19 protein-coding genes are annotated in these 20187 nt (G+C 37.9%); 1 reads left to right on the top strand and 18 read right to left on the bottom strand.

The window, feature by feature from the left end; all coding sequences use genetic code 11:
• Window positions 1-5: 5 nt before the first annotated feature.
• Window positions 6-2162, top strand: a complete 2157-nt coding sequence (locus L1S31_RS04415; RefSeq protein ID WP_236462727.1) for a DUF3858 domain-containing protein — start codon at window positions 6-8, stop codon at window positions 2160-2162.
• Between the two features lie 51 nt (window positions 2163-2213).
• Here the strand turns inward: L1S31_RS04415 and L1S31_RS04410 are convergent, their stop codons facing one another.
• The 18 genes from L1S31_RS04410 to L1S31_RS04325 all read right to left on the bottom strand — a co-directional run bounded on the left by L1S31_RS04410 (window position 2214) and on the right by L1S31_RS04325 (window position 20096).
• Window positions 2214-3473 (bottom strand): murein hydrolase activator EnvC family protein, encoded by a 1260-nt coding sequence (locus L1S31_RS04410; RefSeq protein ID WP_236462724.1) that lies wholly within the window; start codon window positions 3471-3473, stop codon window positions 2214-2216.
• 5 nt (window positions 3474-3478) lie between these two features.
• A complete protein-coding gene (lolB1, locus tag L1S31_RS04405; protein WP_236462721.1) occupies window positions 3479-4282 on the bottom strand; it encodes a lipoprotein insertase outer membrane protein LolB1 in 804 nt (267 codons plus the stop codon).
• On the bottom strand, window positions 4282-5637 hold the full coding sequence (locus L1S31_RS04400; protein ID WP_236462718.1) for a tetratricopeptide repeat protein: 1356 nt from the start codon (window positions 5635-5637) through the stop codon (window positions 4282-4284). The genes lolB1 and L1S31_RS04400 overlap by 1 nt, the downstream gene beginning before the upstream one ends.
• A 5-nt stretch (window positions 5638-5642) precedes the next feature.
• Window positions 5643-6653, bottom strand: a complete 1011-nt coding sequence (locus tag L1S31_RS04395; protein ID WP_236462715.1) for a sugar phosphate nucleotidyltransferase — start codon at window positions 6651-6653, stop codon at window positions 5643-5645.
• 14 nt (window positions 6654-6667) lie between these two features.
• A complete protein-coding gene (gene dut, locus L1S31_RS04390; protein WP_236462712.1) occupies window positions 6668-7102 on the bottom strand; it encodes a dUTP diphosphatase in 435 nt (144 codons plus the stop codon).
• 1 nt (window position 7103) lies between these two features.
• The gene (locus tag L1S31_RS04385) at window positions 7104-8582 is read right to left on the bottom strand and encodes a lipopolysaccharide biosynthesis protein (RefSeq protein ID WP_236462709.1); all 1479 of its coding nucleotides are present in this window, start codon (window positions 8580-8582) and stop codon (window positions 7104-7106) included.
• Window positions 8583-8632: 50 nt separating this feature from the next.
• On the bottom strand, window positions 8633-9070 hold the full coding sequence (locus L1S31_RS04380) for a GNAT family N-acetyltransferase (protein ID WP_236462706.1): 438 nt from the start codon (window positions 9068-9070) through the stop codon (window positions 8633-8635).
• Window positions 9071-9082: 12 nt separating this feature from the next.
• The gene (locus tag L1S31_RS04375; protein WP_236462704.1) at window positions 9083-10594 is read right to left on the bottom strand and encodes an AAA family ATPase; all 1512 of its coding nucleotides are present in this window, start codon (window positions 10592-10594) and stop codon (window positions 9083-9085) included.
• 11 nt (window positions 10595-10605) lie between these two features.
• Complete coding sequence (locus L1S31_RS04370) at window positions 10606-11436, bottom strand: ATP-binding cassette domain-containing protein (protein WP_236462701.1); 831 nt, start codon at window positions 11434-11436, stop codon at window positions 10606-10608.
• A gap of 3 nt (window positions 11437-11439) precedes the next feature.
• The gene (locus L1S31_RS04365) at window positions 11440-12153 is read right to left on the bottom strand and encodes an ABC transporter permease (RefSeq protein WP_236462697.1); all 714 of its coding nucleotides are present in this window, start codon (window positions 12151-12153) and stop codon (window positions 11440-11442) included.
• Between the two features lie 104 nt (window positions 12154-12257).
• The gene (locus L1S31_RS04360) at window positions 12258-14072 is read right to left on the bottom strand and encodes an OmpA family protein (protein WP_236462695.1); all 1815 of its coding nucleotides are present in this window, start codon (window positions 14070-14072) and stop codon (window positions 12258-12260) included.
• A 28-nt stretch (window positions 14073-14100) separates the two neighbouring features.
• Complete coding sequence (locus L1S31_RS04355; protein ID WP_236462693.1) at window positions 14101-15225, bottom strand: MATE family efflux transporter; 1125 nt, start codon at window positions 15223-15225, stop codon at window positions 14101-14103.
• A 1-nt stretch (window position 15226) separates the two neighbouring features.
• The gene (locus L1S31_RS04350; RefSeq protein ID WP_236462690.1) at window positions 15227-15889 is read right to left on the bottom strand and encodes a hypothetical protein; all 663 of its coding nucleotides are present in this window, start codon (window positions 15887-15889) and stop codon (window positions 15227-15229) included.
• Between the two features lie 176 nt (window positions 15890-16065).
• Window positions 16066-16926: an ATP synthase F1 subunit gamma gene (gene atpG, locus L1S31_RS04345; RefSeq protein WP_236462687.1), complete on the bottom strand. Its 861-nt coding sequence runs from the start codon at window positions 16924-16926 to the stop codon at window positions 16066-16068.
• An 85-nt stretch (window positions 16927-17011) separates the two neighbouring features.
• Window positions 17012-18586, bottom strand: coding sequence for a F0F1 ATP synthase subunit alpha (gene atpA, locus L1S31_RS04340; protein ID WP_236462683.1), 1575 nt, complete (start codon window positions 18584-18586; stop codon window positions 17012-17014).
• A gap of 18 nt (window positions 18587-18604) precedes the next feature.
• Window positions 18605-19051 (bottom strand): hypothetical protein, encoded by a 447-nt coding sequence (locus L1S31_RS04335; protein WP_236462681.1) that lies wholly within the window; start codon window positions 19049-19051, stop codon window positions 18605-18607.
• 11 nt (window positions 19052-19062) lie between these two features.
• On the bottom strand, window positions 19063-19596 hold the full coding sequence (gene atpH / locus L1S31_RS04330) for an ATP synthase F1 subunit delta (protein ID WP_236463512.1): 534 nt from the start codon (window positions 19594-19596) through the stop codon (window positions 19063-19065).
• Window positions 19596-20096, bottom strand: coding sequence for a F0F1 ATP synthase subunit B (locus L1S31_RS04325; RefSeq protein ID WP_236462678.1), 501 nt, complete (start codon window positions 20094-20096; stop codon window positions 19596-19598). Before L1S31_RS04325 ends, atpH begins: the two co-directional genes overlap by 1 nt.
• Window positions 20097-20187 lie beyond the last annotated feature (91 nt).

Below are 20187 nucleotides of genomic sequence, written 5' to 3'. Positions count from 1 at the left end.
ATCAAATGAAAGCCAAATTGTTATTGCTTTTGCTATTCGTAACTTCGTCGATAATAGCTCAAGATAAAAAAGAAATACGGGACTTTTTTTGGGGTCCAAAAGATGAATTCAAAAAAGCCAATTCCATTCCCGATAAATGGAAAAACGAATCTGCAGTCTTCATCCATAAAAGGGAGCATTATAACTATCATAAGTTTGGTGCCAGCGTTACCTACACTTCAGCAATCCGAAAAAGGGTTAAGCTTTTGGATCAGGCTGCCGTAACCGAGTTTTCGCAGTTTTCCTATAAAAACAAATTCTATTCGAACAAAGCATATGGAACTGTTTGGCGCAGAGGAACCAATTTCGTTGGGGTAAAAGTGGTTAAACCTGATGGAAAGGAAATTGAAATCGACACCGAAAAGGAAGCGAAGGAAGTAAATGGCGAGCAAAAGCTGGCGATTCCAAACCTGGAAGTTGGTGATATTATCGACTATTATTTTTACAGTGTTGAGCCTTTCAAATCGGTTTATGATTACACTTTTGCTGCGGTTGAAACTCCTTTGGGCGATGTTTATCCAACTATGGATTTGAAGATTACATTGGAAACTGAAAATGATTTCTTTGTAAATTTCAATACGTATAATGGTGCTCCGGCTTTAAAACAAATCCCAACCAAAAGCAGTGGCGAAAGAAGCTACGAACTGACCGAAAAGAATATTGAAAAGAATGAATTCCCGCGTTGGTTTTACCCTTACGCAGAAATGCCATGCTATAAGTTCCAGGTGATTTTTGCCCGTTCAGGGAAATTTGAAAAACTGGCTGATGGCTTTTTGTCTGAAAGCGAAAAGGAAATCAAGAAAACGGTTGCCAAAGAAGACATCTATGATTATTACAACAAGAAGTTCGTTCCAGATGGTGATTTAGGCCCAATCAAGGACTTCCTGAAAGGCAAATCTTTTGCCAGTGAAGAAGAGAAAGTACGTGAGGTTTACTATTTCTGCCGACACGAATATTACACGCGCTACATTGAGGCTTTTGTGGTAAATGACGCTAAGATTTTTTACCCTTTTGAATATTATGGTGGTAACCCGATATTCTTCAGTCGTGAGGAATCCTTTATCAACTACTTTATGTATTTCCTTAAAAAGAATGAAATTGATTATGATATCATTGTGGCAACGCCTCGATACAATGGTTCCATCGATGATTTATTGATTCAGGGAAATGTTACCAAACTGATTAGGGTAAATACTAAAAATCCGGTTTACCTTGAGTATTTTTCACCGTACACGAGCGCAGATCAGATTGATTATTCTGTAGAGAATTCCAAAGCCTATGTTTTGGAAGTTTCCAAAGGAAAACGAGTGACTGATGCGTCTACGGTTGTGCTTCCGTCAAGTACTTACCAGGAAAACAATTATAAAACCAAAACCACTTTAAAACTGGATGATTTTACAGGATTTAAGGTAAAAAGAGAGTCTTCTTATTTGGGTCATTTAAAGGAAAATGAGCAAAAGGAAAAGTTCAATTTCTATGATTTTGTTTATGAGGATTATAAAAAATATGGCACAACCCAGCTTTTGGAATATGTAAAAAACAAAAAGAAAAAAGAACAGTATACCAATGAGTTAAATGCCTTGATTAACAAAATGAAGGACAAACAGAAGGAAGCTTTTGAAAAATCTGCTGAAGAGGAATTCGAATTCGCTGTTGAAGATTACAAACTGGAAATCAAGAACAGCGGTCGTTATGGCAAAAAATCGGCTTTGGAGATTGAAGAGAATTTTAATGTAAAAGACAATCTGATCAAAAAGGCAGGCGATAAATATTTGATTGAAATTGGCAAAATGCTGACGGCCCAAATTGAAATCGACCAAAAGGAAAAAGACAGGAAAAACAACATTTATATGGTTTATCCACGTTCTTTTGACAATGAAATTATTCTGGAGATTCCAGCCGGATATTCGGTTTCGGGCTTGGAAAAATTCAATAAAAAGGTGGAAAACGAAACAGGTGGATTTACTTCTAAAGCTGAAGTGAAAGGAAATCAACTGATCATTAATACCAATAAGTATTATAAAAATTACTATGAGCCAAACGCCAATTGGAATAAGATGATTGCATTTTTGGATGCAGCTTACCAATTTACGCAGGAAAAGGTCTTATTGAAGAAAAACTAAACCAATCCACAGCATAAAAAAAGCCCCGACTGAATCGGGGCTTTTTTTATTTTATCTTCCGGACAACCAAGTCGTCGGATTGAAATAAACCGAGTTTTGCGATACCAGGAATTTGAGGACGGTCTGACCATCAGCATCAGTCCTGATTTTGCCTAAGGTTTCTTTTGCCGAAACCTTATCGCCAACCTGTACATTTACGGAACTCAGGTTTTGGTATATAGTGAAAAAGTCTCCGTGCTTAATCAAAACGGCTTTTTTAAGCGGCGTTATTTGCTGAACCTGGGCTACTTCACCAGAAAATACGGCTCTGGCAATCGCTCCGCTTTCTGTCGAGATTTCAATTCCACTGTTGTGTACAATCAACGATTTGAAAACCGGGTGTGGCTGGTCACCATATCCAAGTGAAATGGCTCCTTTTTCCACAGGCCAAGGCAACCTTCCTTTATTTGCCTTAAAATTATCGGAAACCAATTTCCCTTCCGGTGTCAAAATAATCTTATCCGAGGATGTAATCCTGGCCTTCTCAGCTGTTGTTATTTTAGGATTGGATTTGGCGTTGGCAGCTGCAGTTCTTCTGTTGGCAGCAGCAATCGCATCACGAACCAGTTTCTTGATTTGACCATCGATCTTTTTGGTTTCTGACTGCTTCTTCTTGATTTCAGCAACGATTTTGCCTTTCTCCTTCTGGATTTGGCTGGCTAATTTCTCCTGCTCTTCCTTCTCTTTCTCCAACTGTTCCTTTTCTTTTTCGTTTTCTACAATGAGCTTTTCCTTTTCTTTTTTCTGAACCACAATTTGATTGGTATAGCCCATAAGTTGTTTGGTTTTCCCTTCGATTTCCTGACCCTGCATTTTTCGGTAACTCGCATATTGCTTCATGTACTGCGCACGTTTATACGCCTGAAGGAAGTTTTCAGAAGACAGTAAAAACATCGCACGGCTTTGTTCAGAACGGCTTTTATACGACTTTAATATCATCGCTGCGTAATCTTTCCTGAGTTGGTCCAAGTCTTTGTTAAGCTGATTGATTTTAACCTGATTGATGTAAATGTCGTTGTTGAGTAGTTTGGTTTGCTTTTCGGTGGTTTTGATTAGTTTTTCCTTTAGCCCAATTTTTTCCCTTTGAATTAGCAATTGGCCAACGACAGTTTTTTCCTTGCTTTTTACGGATTTCAGCAATTGCTCCTTTTCCTGGATTTCCATCTGAATCCGGGCTTTGCGCTCTTCCAATTGTTCTTGTGTTGGTGGCTGGCTCCACATTTTTAGCGTGAAGCAAAAGAATACTAATACGGTTAAAAGAAATTTTGGCATATGGGTTAGTTCTGTTTTATAAAAATTCGGTCATATCCTTCGGGAACATCGTAGGGAAAACTCAGGTCTTCGTTGAAAGTGATTGAATTGTAATCTATTATAATGGTTGTCTTTCCGTTCTTTTGAAACGCATTAATCGTCAAGCTTGCCGGTAGTATTGCCGATGCAAACTCTTGGAAATTGGGATAATTCGCTTCAAAATTACGTTCTTTTTCCGGTTGGCTGATTTCCTGCTTTTTTAGTAGAAAATGTTCCGCTTCAAACGAAAATGCTTTTTGGGTACTGCCTTCGGTTGTATTTAATTTATAGAATTTATCGGTTTCGGTAAACGAATATTTCCCTTTTGTCAAATCATCAATGGGCTGCCCAATCAGCATGTTCTGGATTTTATAGAAATCCAAATCGGTTCCCAGCCATTGGCTCAAGGCCTGATAATCACCTTCAAAATAAGAGCCGTTTATTTTCTCGTAATACTGAACCTGTTTTGGTGTAATCAACGCTTTTGCCATGGTTATTCCAAGAACGCGTATGCTTACCAGGATCTTCTCATCTTTTTTGATTTTGATTTCGGCCGTCACGCTTTGCGAATCATCTTCATGTTTGTACTTGGCGCTTGCTCTAATATATAACGTCGAAAAACCAATTTTATTATCGTAATGTTTTTGGATGATTTTTTCAGAAGTCAGCACGCTGTCTGTGTTTACAGCATTTGTCGGCGTCTTTGTGTTGACAAATTGCTTCGGTTTACACGAGGACAGTGTTACGCAAACCAAAAAAACAATCGTTAGAACGTGCAATCCCTTTTTCATTATTTCTTTTGCTTTTTGATTAATTCGTTGGCTTTTGTAAAATATTTTTCTTTCTTATTGTTGTCTCCCAAACCGTTGTAAGCTTCGCCTAATTGAATATTGAAATTGATTTCCAAAGCTTCATCATCCACAACAAAGTCGAGTCCTGATTCTAAAATAGTGGCTGCTTTTTTAAAGTTTTTAAGCTGATTGGTCGCCAAACCTGCATAATAGTAAAACTGTGGCTGTGTTGGAAAAAGCTGCGTCAGGTTATCTGCTTTTTTGGCTAAAACATCAAACTGCTGGTTTTCGGTATAAGCCTGCATCAATAATAACTGCGTTTCCACATCGTCTTCGTTATTTTTCAAATGCATCTCAAAATATTTGATGGCTTGTGCCCAATTGGATTTTGAGTAATAAAACTTACCTATTTCCTTGGCTACCTTAACTTCCTTATCATTATCAAAATACGAAATCGCTTTGTCTAAATCGGGTTCATATTTTGGATTATTTCGGGTAAAAATCAGGAATTCATTCAGCATCCTGTGTTTGATTTTCGAATCGATTTTTTTGCTTGGAAACACAATGTTCATTGCCTTCACGGCATTATCTCCATCATTGTTATTCAAATGGAATTTAAACAAACTCACCTGTGCCCAATCGGAAGTTGGGATTTCCTTTTCCAGTTTCTGTGCGATTTCCAAAGCTTTTTCTTCCTGATTGCTTTGGGAATACATATAAATCAGCGCAATGTAGTTGGATTCCTCTTTTGGGAACTTCTTAATCTGATCGAGCAAGTTGAACTTTTCTGAAGACTGGTATTTAGAATCCCTTAAAATGTCAGCTTTGTACAATTCGCGTTTATCCGATTTCCCAAATTTTTCATTGAGCTCATTAATCAGCGTCAGTGCTTTGTCAAACTGCTGCGTATTCATATACAGCGAGGTCAGGTCTTCTTTGTAATCTTCCTTGAAAGTCACAAGTTTTTCAACTATCGGAATGGCCGCATTGTAATCGTGGGTTTCATAACAAACGTCATACATTCCAACCCAAGCCCAGCGATTGTTGGGCTGCATTTTTGATACCTTTTCAAAGTTTTCGAAAGCTTCCTTATATTTTTTTTGGGCCAGGTAATTTTTCCCCAACTCAAAATAAATTACAGGGTTGTCGGGTTCAATAGTGATGCCTTTTTCCAAAGCCACAATAGCCTTGTCGTAGTTTTCGATGCTTCGTTGTTGTATCGCTTCGTAGAACAAATCCTGGAATCCATCGTCTATCGTAACCACATCATTCTCGGGCTCTTTTTGAGCCACGACATTGTTTGGAATGCATAACATTCCAAAAAACAACAGACTATAAATTCCTAATTTTTTCATTCTTTTTATTCTAAAACCGAGTAATCCCCGATGCTGATGCTTGTGAAATTACCATCGTAATTTACGTGATTTCCAATCATCGCATTGTCTAAACTCGCATTTTTAATATGGGCATGCGTTTGAACCAAACTGTTTTTAATGGTTGAATCGATGATATGGGTTCCTCTTCCAAGTGATACATTTGGGCCGACAATAGCATTGATCAAAACTACATCTTCCCCAATATAACATGGTGGGATTATAGTCGAGTTTTCCTGTTTTACTCCGTAATCAATCAAATGTTCGCCATCATTATGAAGGAATCCTAACATCCTTGAATTGGTCTCAACTGTTACGTCTTTGTTACCACAATCCATCCATTCATCGACCTTGCCCGGTACAAATTTCATGCCTTTAGCCATCATTTGTTTAATGCCGTCATTGATTTGATATTCGCCACCGTGGATGATGTTATTATCCAAAACAGCCTGCAGCTCATTCTTTAAAACGGAAATATCCTTAAAATAGTATATTCCGATTACTGCCAAATCAGAAACAAACTCCTTTGGTTTTTCCACCAATTCAACAATTTCGTTGTCTGCATTCAGATTAATTACCCCAAAAGCTTCGGGTTTGTCAACCTGTTTTACCCAGATAACGCTGTCTGCTGTTTTATCCAAATCGAAATCGGCTCGAATCAACGTATCGGCGTAAGCAATAACCGCTGGACCGCTCAGGGAATCTTTGGCACACATAATGGCATGACCGGTTCCCAATGCTTCGTTTTGATAATAAATAGTTCCTTTTGCTCCTAGTTTATGGGCAATGGCAATCAGGTCTTCTTCTACTTTTTTACCAAAACTTTCGTGGATGATAAACGCCACTTCTTCAATTTCCTGATTTAAAACTCCGGCAATATCTTCCACCAAACGATGAACGATTGGTTTCCCTGCGATTGGAATTAATGGTTTTGGGATGGTTAATGTATGTGGGCGAAGACGTGAACCACGACCTGCCATTGGAACTATTATTTTCATTTTCTTTCTATTAATTATTTTACTCCTGTGCTTCCAAATCCGCCTTCGCCACGGGATGTTTCAGAAAGTGTCTCAACTGAAATCCATTCGGCGCGTTCGTGCCTGGCAATGATTAATTGGGCAATCCTTTCGCCGTTTTCCACGACAAAATTTTCATTGGATAAATTTACTAAAATCACTCCAATTTCTCCTCTATAATCGGCGTCAACTGTTCCCGGAGAGTTTAAAACCGTTATTCCCTTTTTAGCTGCCAAGCCACTTCTTGGACGAACCTGGGCTTCGTAACCTATTGGAAGCTCAATGAAAAGACCGGTTTTTACAATGGCTCTTTCCAGTGGTTTTAGTTCTATTGGTTCCGACAAATTTGCCCTTAAATCCATTCCTGCTGAGGCAATGGTTTCGTAATTAGGTAAATCGTGCTGTGATTTATTGATGATTTTTATGGTCATTTTATTTTGCTTTTCTTTTTATGATTCGAAGTAATGTTTCCTTTTCACTATAATAAATGAAGTATAAAAATAAGGCTAACAAACCGAATTTTACAAGATAACTTTCTCTAAGGATTGGAATGTAAAACGATACAGCCGAGAAGACAATCGTCAGTCCCAGATAACTGAAAATCCTATTGAAGTCATACGGAATCGGATAGTGTTTCTGCCCCAATTTATAGGAGATAATCATCATGCTTCCATAGGCAGCAATCGTTGCAATGGCCGAACCATAATAACCTCCAAAAGGGCCTTTTAACGGAATCAACAAGTAATTTAAAATCAGTGTTACCAATGCTCCGACAATTGAAATGTATGCTCCAACTTTGGTTCGGTCAGTAAGTTTGTACCAAACCGAAAGGTTGGTGTAAATCCCCAGGAAGAAATTAGCCAATACAATCAAGGGAACCACTTTTATAGCATCCCAATATTCCTTTCGTGGCACCAATGGCTGTTTCAGTAAATCGATAAAAACGATGATAAACAAACAGATAAACGAGCCAAAAATCACAAAATATTTAGTGATTGTCGCATAGGTTTGTTGCGCATTTTCATTTGCCGCATGGCTGAAAAAAAACGGTTCAATTCCCAAAGTGTAAGCCGTACGGAACAACACCATGAACATTCCTATTTTATAACAGGCCGAATAGGCTCCAATGTCGGACAAAGGAACATGCATCCAGTCCAAAAGGATTTTATCAAAATGCTCGTTGATAGCAAAGGCAATTCCGGCAAACAGAATCGGCAGGCCATAAGTCATCATTTTTTTCCAAAGTACCTTATCGAATTTCCAGGAAATACCAGTGTAATTCGGAATCAGTACAAGCAGTGTTATCATGCTTGCAATCAAATTCGAAATGAAAATGTATCCAATCTGGAAGTTTTCGAAATAAATGGTGTTAAAAAATCCATCCGGATTGTGCGCAACCAGATTCGGCAGAAATGCCAAAAAGAAAACATTCAAAAACAGGTTTATCGAAACATTCGCCATTTTGATAGCGGCATACCGCATCGGCTTTTTCTCGGCACGCAGCTTTGAAAACGGAATAATCGCCAATGCATCAAGCGTTAAAATCCAAATAGTGTAGGTAATATATTCTACGCTAATACCGGACCAACCTGCCAAAGTGTTTCGGAATAACAACCCTAAAATCAGAAAGCCTATAGAAGACCAAAACAAAGAAATCGTGGAAGTTGAAATGACGTTCTTTTTGTTTTCTTCGGCATTATAAAATCGGAAAAAAGCTGTTTCCATTCCGTAAGACAATACCACGTTGAAGAAAACCAAATAAGAGAAAATAATCGAAACCTCTCCCATTTTGCTTTTATCGGGCAGGTACATAACAAACAGCGGATTCAGGATAAAGCTGATTATCCTTGGGAAAACCGTTGCCAGTCCGTAGATAAGTGTTTGTTTAAAGAGATTTTTATATAAACTCAAGGTGTTGAATATTGCTTTGGAATTGTAGCAAAAGTAACCAATTCTTTGGTTTATGTTAAGCCGTTTTCGTCTAAAATTTTAACGAAATGAAAACCTTTTGGGCCAAAACCCTGATTGTAATAAAAACGGTGCGCCGGAAAGTTTGTGGTGTAGGCATCAAGGACAATATTGGTACAACCTAAAGCCTTTGCTTTGGCTTCAACAAAGTCGCAAATCTTGTTGCCAATTCCTTTGGAGCGATGGTCGGGATGGACAATGAAATTATCGATTTCTATGAATTTTCCGCACCAGAGTTTGGTTCCAAACCAAATTCCGGTAAGGCCAATGCATTGGTCGTTTTCAAAAACAGCTATTTGGGAATAATTATTTGGAATCATGGTTTCCAAAAAGGATTTATACATTGCCAAATCCATCTTTTTGTACATCAGCTGCATCAAATCAAAATGAGGCAGCATTTCTTCCAATGAGGTGAGTTCCTGGATTTCCATTGGTGTGTTTTATTATTTATCTATCGAAAACGAAACCTGTTCCTGAGTATCCTTTGGTTCCGGGATGTCTTCTTCGGTAAAGGTCTTCAGGGTTTTCTTTGAGATTTTTGGTAATTTGATGATTCGGTTTGCTTGATTTTGGACACATTTTTCAAACAGGTTCCTAACCACACGGGCATTTCCAAAACTGTCATCTTTTTTGTCTACCAATAAATCGAAGGTATCGGAAAGCTTTTCCTTAGCATCTTCATTAATGATAAAATCGGCATTTTTGCAAAATCCTTCAAAGATTTGATACAACTGTTCAGCCGTGAAATGGTCAAAATAGAAAAACCGGTTAAAACGCGAACGCAATCCAGGATTGGATTCCACAAAGATTTTCATTGGTTCAGTATAACCTGCAACCACGACAGATAAGTCTTCGCGGTGGTCTTCCATTCTTTTGAGCAACGTATTTACTGCTTCCGAACCGTAATCGTTGCCCATAATATTTTGGCTCAGCGCATACGCCTCGTCGATAAAAAGGACACCGCCAAGGCTTTCCTGAACGACTTTATCAACTTTTGTAGCAGTCTGCCCAACGAAACCGGCAATCATTCCTTCGCGATCGGTTTCATAAAGCTGGCCTTTGGATAAGAATCCCAAATGCTTATAAATCCTCGCAAGTAATCTGGCAACCGAAGTTTTTCCCGTTCCCGGAGGGCCAAGAAATACGGTGTGCAATGTTATTTCTATGTTTTTCAATCCTTCGGATTGTCGCTTTTTTTGGATTTCGAGAAGATTGATAAGTTCTTTGACATCGGTTTTTACTTTTTCCAAACCAACCAATTGGTTGAGTTCTGCAAGTACTTTTTCCAACGAATCGCCTTCGAGGAATTCATCAATGGCGCTGTTTGTTTCGACTTTTTTGGATTCGGCTACAATTTTGTCGAGTGTTTCCTTTTCAAAACTCAAATTAAACGCAAGTTTGGCAAAGCTGTTTATGGCATTTAATGTTTGCTGGAGTTTGTCGCTTTTAGTCTGCGATAAAGCTGTAATCAAAAAGCTCTGATTGGCTTTATTGTCTACTGAATACAAAGCATTATTTTTTCTGATGTTATCCAGATTTGTCTTGAAGTCGGAATTAGCCACTAAATTATTCAAGGTCTGAATGGCTTTAACATCAGCAAACTTATGATTGCGCAGCACATCATAATAATACGCCAAAACAAAACGGGATTTTTCGTCTTCGCTTTGTAATTGTTGGTTGTAAACTGTAATTAAATCCGATAGGAAAAAATGCTCGGCTTTGTATTGAACTTCTTTAGACGCACTGTGATTTACTAATGAATTCAATGCTTTTAACGTCTTTTCATCTGCATTCAACATTTCGCAAAGCGAAAGAAGCGAAACGGTTTCCTGCTTCAACTGCTCAATGAATTTTACATCAAAAAAAGCTTTCTTTGGATTGATTTCTCCTTCCAAATATTCTTTTATCATCAAAAAAGAATCTTCCAAAAATGATATCGGATTGTTTTTTTTCAAGTGTCAGCGATTTAAGAATTCATCATCTGATGGACAATTTCATCGTATAGTTTATCGTGCTTTTCGCAATAATCTTTCCACGCCAAGCCCATTTCCCTTAAGTCGTATTTGGCTATTATGGTTCCGTAATCTTTCTTATCGCCATTTATCGTTGGGTAACCAATTACATAAACCGATTGCGCCAGGCGTAAAGCCAGTTCGATATCGTGAGTAGAAAAAATCACCGTATTGTATTCCGATAGCGTACACAGCAAATCGAAGGACTGTTTTACTTCTTCGATATTCCCGACATCAAGGCCTGAAAATGGCTCGTCAAGGACTATGAATTTATCCGAAGAAAACAATTGCTCAATGATAGCCGTTCTTTGGCGTTGACCTCCTGAAAGTTCATTTGGGTATTTATCGGCGCAATTTTCCAATCCCCATTTGTGGATGTATTCCTTGATTTTTTTGTCTTTATCCGTTTCAGAAAGCGTGCTTTTGCGTAAAGCATACTTCAACGTCTGAAGTACGGTTTTATGCCTGAAAAGCGTGTATTTCTGATTTACCAAACCGATGTCGCCTTCCTTGGCTTCTTTGGCTGCAGCCGGATCATTGCTTTCAAAATCCTTGATTAAAATCTTTCCGGTGTGCAACGGAACCAATCCGGTCAATGCCCTGAAAAAAGTTGATTTCCCGCGGCCTGAACGACCAACGATTGCAATGACCTGCCCTGTTGCATTAACGCCGCTTCTTACGACATCTTTTTCGGTAAGGCTGATGTCTTTTATAATCACGTTGCCATCATAAGCTACGCTTAGGTTTTCAACGTATAATAATGTTTCTTTAAATGAAAATTCCATGGCTTATATTGTTGAATATCTAAAAATTGCCTTTCTCAAAAAGTTGATGCTCCAGTCTAAAAACAATCCAATTAGAAGAATGATGATTTGCAAAGCAATGATTCTTCCGTGGTTCATGAATTTATCGGAGTTTTTGATTAGGAATCCTAATCCTCCTGAAGCTACTACGATGGATTCTACGGTTACCAGCATCATCCAGGTGATGGCTAAATTTTGACGAATGGCATCAATAACATAATCGATCCTTCCCAAAATGACTACCTGCCAAAGGACTTCCCAACGGCTGCATTTTAGGGTTTTGGCGTGGTCGAATTCCTCTTCGGGAATGTCTTTTATTACTCCAATTAAAGAAGTCGTCAGGAATGTCGTCAGGAAAATAACCATAATCCAAATCTGCATATTTCGGGCATCGTGGATAATCAAAGTGATGTAGAATGACAAACCTGTAAAAGGAAGAAACCTAAATTTCGTTACAAATTCGGAAAGCGGTTTCAATAGCGGAATTGGCCATGAATACGCAAAAAGTAAGGCGATTACCATCGCTAAAAAAATCGACAGAAAACACAAACACAACGAGTTGAAAATGTGCACTACCAAACCTTCAGCGTATAATCCTTGGAAACCTTCCAACACTTGTGAAGGTGAAGGAAAAAGGTGTTTTTGACCTGAAGTTCCGATGAACCAAATCAAAAATACCAATGCAATCCAAACAGCCATGATGATTGTTTTTTGCGGCTTGGCTATTTTTTCGAATGGGGTTAAAAGTTTTATCATATAAGAGATAAAAAGCTGCCATTGCTGACAGCTTTTTGCTTTTTAAATTATTTCAGGAATGTAATTACAACTCTTCTGTTTTTGGCTTTTCCGGCTTCTGTGGAATTGTCTGCAACTGGTTCAGCTGCTCCTTTTCCGTCAACCATTTGGAAACGGTTTTCCGGAATTCCTTTTTGTTTTAAATAGTCCACAACCGCTTGTGCCCTGTTTCTTGATAACGGTACGTTTGCCGCATCGCCTCCAACATTATCGGTATGCCCAACAATCGTCAACTTAGAGTTTTCAGCCTGTACCAATAGGTTGTAGATTTTCTCCAAATCCTTATTTGAATTGTTTTGGATTGAAGCACTACCGGAAGCGAAATTGATTTTCCATTCTCCCGAAGCCATTACTTCTGTTGACTGAGCTGTATAATCGGCTTTATCAGCAGCTGTAGATTCGATGTCGTTGATGTTTTTCATAAAGAAGAGGTTTACCGCTTCTTCGTAAGGAACCACTCTTCCAACATTTTCATTGAAACCGAATGGATTCAATTCTGTTAAATAAGTCCCAACCTGGTTGTAAACCGATTTGTAACGGTTCACGCCATCGCTCATTCCGAAGTACTGCATACCATCAGCATAGTTCAATACTTTTGATCCACCCATGTTGTAAGTCAGGCCATTTTTGGTGCCTTGTTGTCCTTTGAACATATCATACCAATATTTTGGAGTTTCAATTTTGAAAGTTTCAGCAACAGCTTCTGACGCACGTACTTTCCAATCCTCATAATTCTTCATTTGATTTGAAGCCGTGAATGCAGATTTTAGGATGTTGGTTACAATCTGTGGATTTTTTTCAGCCCATTCCTTCACACCGATAACGGCAGTTGGCATCTGGTTGTTGAATTCCCTTGTAGAAACGATATCCACAAAACCTGAAAGTTTGTCGAAAACCAATTTGTCTCCCGGTGTCCATGTAGCACAGCCGTCGATTTTTTTGCTTACCGATTTTCCGGTCAATTTTCCGTTGGATACTTCTTTTAAGGAAACTGTCCAGCCAGTTGTTTGTGATTTAATCAACTCTTCAGCCGATTTCATGTAATCGTCATTTTCTGAAGGATAGATATTTACAGCATCAGCATCATACGTTGTTGGATCTGGATTTACCTTCAAACCGTTTGCGAAACAATAGTTCACCGTAGTTACCCAGTCACCGTCTCCTAAAACTGTAGAGATTACGGCACCTTTCATACTTTTTGGATTTGATTTCCAGCTTGGTGGCCCGATTAATTTATCCTCACCATAACTCATTCCGACAACACCCATAACCTGTAAATGGTATTTGTCCTTACCGTATTTTTCATCTAGTGCTTTTTGTGCCGAACTGATATAAAATGGAGCTCCGTCACCCATAATCATGATGGCGAATGCACTTTTATCTGAAGTTGGGAAAGCGGTTCCTCCATCAAATTCTTCGATAAATTTCATTTGCATGTTGCGTAATTCCGTTAACCAGTCCTGACGGATTAGTTCCAGGTTTACGCCATTTTTTTCCATTAAGGAACCTTTTGTAGTTTTTGGCCCACCATTCGCCACAATCATACCTGATTGCCCGTTCCAGGCATATCCTGCAATCCTTACTAATGGTTTAGATGAAACTTCAGTTGAAAGTTCTTTAGAAGGCAATTCGATTTTAGCCGCATTGGTTACGTTATTTACGTCGGTTGTATTAAGATCAATTCCTGTAAGCTGTTTGGAAACGGCTGTCCTTAATCCAGGAGATACCAGATAAATACCACCTAAAATTGCTCCAATTCCAACAATTACAATAAGTAATTCTGATAAAGTTGTCAGTTTGGTTGTTCTTAAAATTTTTCCCATTTTATTTAAAGATTAGTTTTTAATTTAGTTAGAATATATCGCCGAAACCACCAGCGTTTTGTTTGTCCTCTTTACTCATTTTATAATTTGGACTGGTATATTTTGTTGAATCCGGAATCGTGTTTTCACCGGTTTTGATTTCGTCTGCCAACGAATCCAGGCGAGAGTACAATTCGTCATTATCTACCGAATATTTCGAAGTCAAGGCATCGATGTCGATAAGGTTTTCAGATGTTTTGGCAATGTCTTGTGCTATCGTTGAAGTAACGACTTCCAAGGCATATTCCAATTCCCAATCTTTGGTAAACATCATCGCACTTTTGGCACTTTCTGTTGCTGCTTTAGCGTTTTTGGCAAACTCATATTCCTTGCGTAACATCGTAATTGTTGTATCAAAATCGGCAATTTTGATGTCGATTGCTGTTCCGGCAAGTGTCAGTTTTCTGTCCATTTTCCCCAAAACATTTGCTCTTACGCCATACTTTTGGATAAAACTTTTGCTTTGTTCGTACTGATTTGAAATACGTTGAGAGTCGCTAAGCTTTCTTGCCAATTCACTTTGAAGTGCAACATATTCGTCTGTGTCTTTTGCTCCAACTCCGTTTTGTTTCACCATTTCATCCATGGCTGATTTCAGCTTTTCAGATTGGCGTTGCAAACTCAAAACCTCTTCCTGGAATCCTTTGGCTTCTTTTTCCGATTTGGAAGCTTCGATTTCCATTTCATTTTTAAGGCCTTTAAGTTTAGCTTTGGTATTTTTGAAGACATCGCGGTTCTTCATCATTTTTTGCTTTTGCTCATCCAACTCATTAAAAGGATTGCTTTGAATCAAAGCTTTGTGAAGGTTTTTTGTTGCGAAACGAAGTCCTTTCATAATTACCGGGAACATCATTACCAGGAATATCAGGAAAATGGCTGTTGCCGATAAGGCTATGACTTGTCCCAACATGGTAAATAATGGTGGGATAATGTACGTCCAGATTAAATAACCTCCAACGCCCAATAAGGCAAGAGTTAGTGCCCAGAACAGGCCTTTTTCGCCTTTTTTAAGAGCGTTTCCGCTTAAGGCAATTTCTCCTTTGGATTCGTCGAAATGTTTGAGTATAGGTAATTCTAATAGGGTGCTTTTTTCTTGTTCGTATCTGTTGTCCATCTTACAAGTATTGGTTGATTCCTGTTATCACTAAATTGATCGAGTCCTGAATTCTTTGTTTGGCCAAATTGTTAGCCTCAATTTTAAGCTGCAGTTCGGAAAATTCCTGAGCATTATTAGTGTCAATCCTGTCTAACTCTAACTTTTTAGATTCAAGGTCTTTTTGAAGTTGGGCAATTTGGGCACCAAGATCTTCTATGTTTTTAGAAAGGTCTTTCTTTTCCTGGGTAATTTTATGATTTAAATCTGATTTTTTTGAATTCCCGGTGATGTTGTATTTTTCGTAAACCTTTTCGATTTCGGATAAATAATATTTGGATTTATCTAAAAGAAACTCTTTGCTCAAATTGGAATTGATTGTTTTACCCATCGTAAATGCCATTTGATAACTTTGTGGATTGGTAACTCCAACTGCATTTACCGATTTATACATTTCAAAGAAATCGAATCCTTCAGCATTTAATCCTTCGAAACCTTTTTGGTAAACCTCTAAGATTTCCTCTAAAAAAGGATTTGAAAGATTGTTTGAGGCGTTTGGCGTTGCTACTGCGTCAGGGAATTTATTTGTTTGTGGAATTGAAGCGGATTTTGCTTCTTCTTTTTTAGTTTGGTTGGCATCTTCATTGATAAAAAGACTTTTCCAGTTAAAGCTTTCTGAACTCATGTTGGTTTTGGTTTTTTGCTACATACGATTGTACGTACTAATTAGTAAAAAGTTACTATTAGTTTATAAAAATATAAAATATTCCCTATTAAGAAAGTTTTAAAACCGATATTTTACAAAAGAAAAAAGAGCCAACCTTAGTTGACTCTTTTTTAAAAAATATCCTGAATTAAGAATTATCCTTTTAGTGCTTCTGCACCACCAACGATTTCAAGAATTTCATTTGTAATTGCAGCCTGACGAGCTTTGTTGTACGTCAGTTTCAATTGGTTCCTCAACTCGGTTGCGTTATCCGTTGCTTTGTGCATTGCGGTCATACGCGCTCCGTGTTCAGATGCAAATGAATCCCTGATTGCTTTGTATAATTGAGTTTTCAAAGATTTTGGAATCAATGTCAAAACAATTTCCTCTTTTGATGGTTCAAAAATATAATCTCCTGTTGAAGCTGGTACATCTGACTCAATTGGTGCTAACGGTAAAAACTGTTCTACCTGAACGATTTGTGTTGCGGCATTTTTAAATTGGTTGTACACCAATTCGATTTTGTCATACTCACCAGAGGTGAATTTATCTGTTAGGATTTGTGCGATATCGGCAACATTTTCAAAAGTAAGTTGGTCAAATACTTCGCTTCTGTTATCAATAACATTTCCTGATTTTCTGAAAAAGTCGTTTCCTTTTTTACCAATAGCCAAAAAGTCAACTTGTTTTCCTGCGTAATTCTCTGCAAGCGATGCCGCTTGTTTGATAACGTTGGAGTTAAATGCTCCGGCCAAACCTCTATTAGAAGTAATGACAACAATTAAAACCTTGTTTATTTCACGTTGCGCAGTGAACTCTCCACCAGCATCACCATCTAAAGTAGCGCTTACATTTTGTAGAAGTTCGGTTAGTTTTTCGGCATACGGTCGCATCGCTGTAATAGCATCTTGAGCTTTTTTCAGCTTTGCAGCAGAAACCATTTTCATCGCCGATGTAATTTGCATCGTAGATGAAACTGAACTAATTCGATTACGTATTTCCTTTAAGTTTGCCATTTATATTATTTTAAATTATAAATTCTGAATTATAAATTATGGAACCCATTTAAAATTTATAATTCAAAATTTAAAATAATTTTTATTAGTATTGAGCTGAAAGTTCTTTAGCTACTTTTTCTAAAACGTCGGTAATATTGTCGTCCAATTTACCCGCTTTTAAAGCATCTAAAGTATCTCTGTGCTTATTGTTTAAGTAATCAATGAAACTTCTTTCGAACTCTTTTACTTTGTTTACAGGAACGTTTCTCAACAAGTTTTTAGAACCTGCGTAGATGATCGCAACCTGGTCTTCAACAGTGTAAGGATCGTTAACTGCCTGTTTCAAGATCTCAACGTTTCTTTTTCCTTTTTCGATTACGTTTAAGGTAACAGCATCAAGGTCAGAACCAAATTTGGCAAACGCTTCCAATTCACGGAATTGTGCCTGGTCAAGTTTCAATGTACCTGCTACTTTTTTCATCGATTTAATCTGAGCGTTACCTCCAACACGAGATACCGAAATACCTACGTTAATCGCAGGACGAACTCCTGAGTTAAACAAATCACCATCAAGGAAAATCTGTCCGTCAGTAATCGAAATTACGTTGGTTGGGATATACGCAGATACGTCACCTGCTTGTGTTTCGATGATTGGTAAAGCTGTTAATGAACCACCACCTTTTACGATTCCTTTTAAGGATTCGGGTAAATCATTCATGTCTTTTGCGATTCCGTTATCATTGATAACTTTACAAGCTCTTTCCAATAAACGAGAGTGTAGGTAGAATACGTCTCCAGGGTAAGCCTCACGTCCTGGTGGTCTTCTTAACAAAAGTGACACCTCACGGTAAGCAACCGCTTGTTTTGATAAATCATCATAGATGATCAAAGCAGGACGGCCTGAATCACGGAAATATTCTCCGATTGCAGCTCCGGCCATTGGCGCGTAAACCTGCATTGGAGCCGGGTCAGAAGCATTAGCAGCAACGATAACAGTGTAAGCCATTGCTCCTTTTTCCTCTAATGTTTTAGCTATTCCTGCTACTGTCGAAGCTTTTTGCCCGATAGCAACATAGATACAGAATACTGGTTGTCCAGCATCGTAGAATTCTTTTTGATTAAGGATGGTATCGATACAAACTGTAGTTTTTCCAGTTTGACGGTCACCAATTACAAGCTCTCTCTGCCCTCTTCCTACCGGAATCATCGCGTCAATAGACTTGATACCTGTTTGTAACGGCTCGGTTACCGGCTGACGGAAGATAACTCCAGGAGCTTTTCTTTCCAATGGCATTTCGTATAATTCCCCACCGATTGCACCTTTACCATCGATTGGCTCTCCAAGTGTGTTTACTACACGACCTACGATTTTTTCACCAACTTTAAGCGACGCAATACGTTGTGTTCTTTTTACTGTTGAACCTTCTTTAATTCCTGTAGATGGTCCTAAAAGTACAACTCCAACATTGTCTTCCTCTAAGTTCAAAACGATAGCTTCCAATCCGTTTTCGAATTGTACCAACTCACCGTATTGAGCATTTGATAACCCGTATACACGAGCAATACCGTCACCTACCTGAAGTACTGTTCCTACTTCCTCTAATGTTGCACCTGATTCAAAACCAGATAATTGTTTCTTTAAGATTGCTGAAATTTCAGCTGGATTAATTTCTGCCATAATATATAATCTAAAAGATTAGTTTATTTTTAATTTTAAATTCTCGTTATTGTATTTATTGATGAAAATATTCAATTTCTCTTCATCAATGTTTCCGTTTTCATCTACAAGATTTGCTTTAAAAACAGCTTTGATAATTTCTTTATCCCTCATGTCGGTAAACAATTCTTTTCCGCTTTTCAGGAACTTAACCGTGTTTACCTCTTTATTGATAAACGCAGGGTATCTGTAAGCCTGTGGATTGTTTTGATTGTAATGAGCAGGATTCTTTTCTTCGTAAGTTGTGCTTAAAACCGTAATGAATTCCTCTGATTTCAAGGTAGAAAAAGTGATGCTTCTTCCTTCTTCCTCATAATTGTAAGTCTCAACATCGTCAATGATAACTTTTTCCTTTTTTAATTTCACCTTTTGGGAGAATCCTAAAAAAGAAATGCTCAAAAACAAAACTACTAGTACTTTTTTCATCCTTGGTTTTTTTAGTTGCTAAACTCCCTTTTCAATTCCTGCAGTCTGTTGGATACAGAAGCATTGTATTGTTTGTCACCTATCCTCAAAATAAATCCACCAATAATTGAAGGATCAATTGTGTTTTGAATGGTTATTTTTTTTGTTGAAATCGATGCCGCTTTTGCCAAAATCTTAGCTTCCAAATCGGCTGTGATAGGAAAAGCAGTAGTCACTTTTGCAACCTCAACACCGTTCATTTCATCAAACTGGGCATTGTATTGTGCAGCTATTGCTTCTAATATTCCAAATCTTTTATTTTCCTGTAGCAATCTGAAAAGCGATTTGGTTTCAGACTGAACTGAACCAAAAACTTCAGTCAATGCTTTCATCTTCACTTCTGAAGCAATAATTGGGCTTGACAAAAATTCTTTCAAATCAGCGCTCGAGTTAACCGCAGCAATGACTGATTTCATATCATCATTAACCTGGTTAGCTTTTCCGCTTGAAACCGCAGTTTCCAAAATTGCTTTCGCGTATCTAATCGCAGCTCTTGACATAACGATTAATTTAATTTAACGTCACCCAACATTTTCTCAACCAATTTGGTTTGAGATTCCTTGTTAGATAATTCTTCTCTTAATACTTTTTCCGCAATTTCGATTGAAAGGTTAGAAACCTGGTTTTTCAATTCGGTCATTGCAGCATTTTTTTCGCTGTTGATTGCCGCTTTTGCCTGCTCAATCAATTTCCCAGCCTGAACTTGTGCATCGTCTTTAGCTTCAGAAATAATTTTGTCTTTAATTTCTCTTGCTTCTTTCAGGATAGCATCTCTTTCAACTCTGGCTTCAGCCAATAATTTTTCATTGTGTGAATTTAGGCTCTGCATTTCCTTCTTTGCATTTTCAGCAGAAAGCAACGCATTTTTAATACCTTCTTCTCTTTCATTAACTGCAGTAAGAATTGGTTTCCAAGCGAATTTTCTCAACAAGAAAATCAATAACAAGAAAATTAATGTTTGCCAGAAGAACAATCCGAACGAGAAATCATTTATTAACTTTTCCATAATTTAAATCTGTATCTATTATGTAATGTATATTGTAAGTTTTAATTCTTTAAGATAAACCAAGGCTGCAACCAACCGTTGCAGCTTTTGG

Origin of the sequence: Flavobacterium wongokense (assembly GCF_021608265.1) — a bacterium.
Lineage (GTDB): Bacteria > Bacteroidota > Bacteroidia > Flavobacteriales > Flavobacteriaceae > Flavobacterium > Flavobacterium wongokense.
Note: the sequence above shows the minus strand (reverse complement) of the source record. Positions and strands in the feature narration are given on the sequence as shown.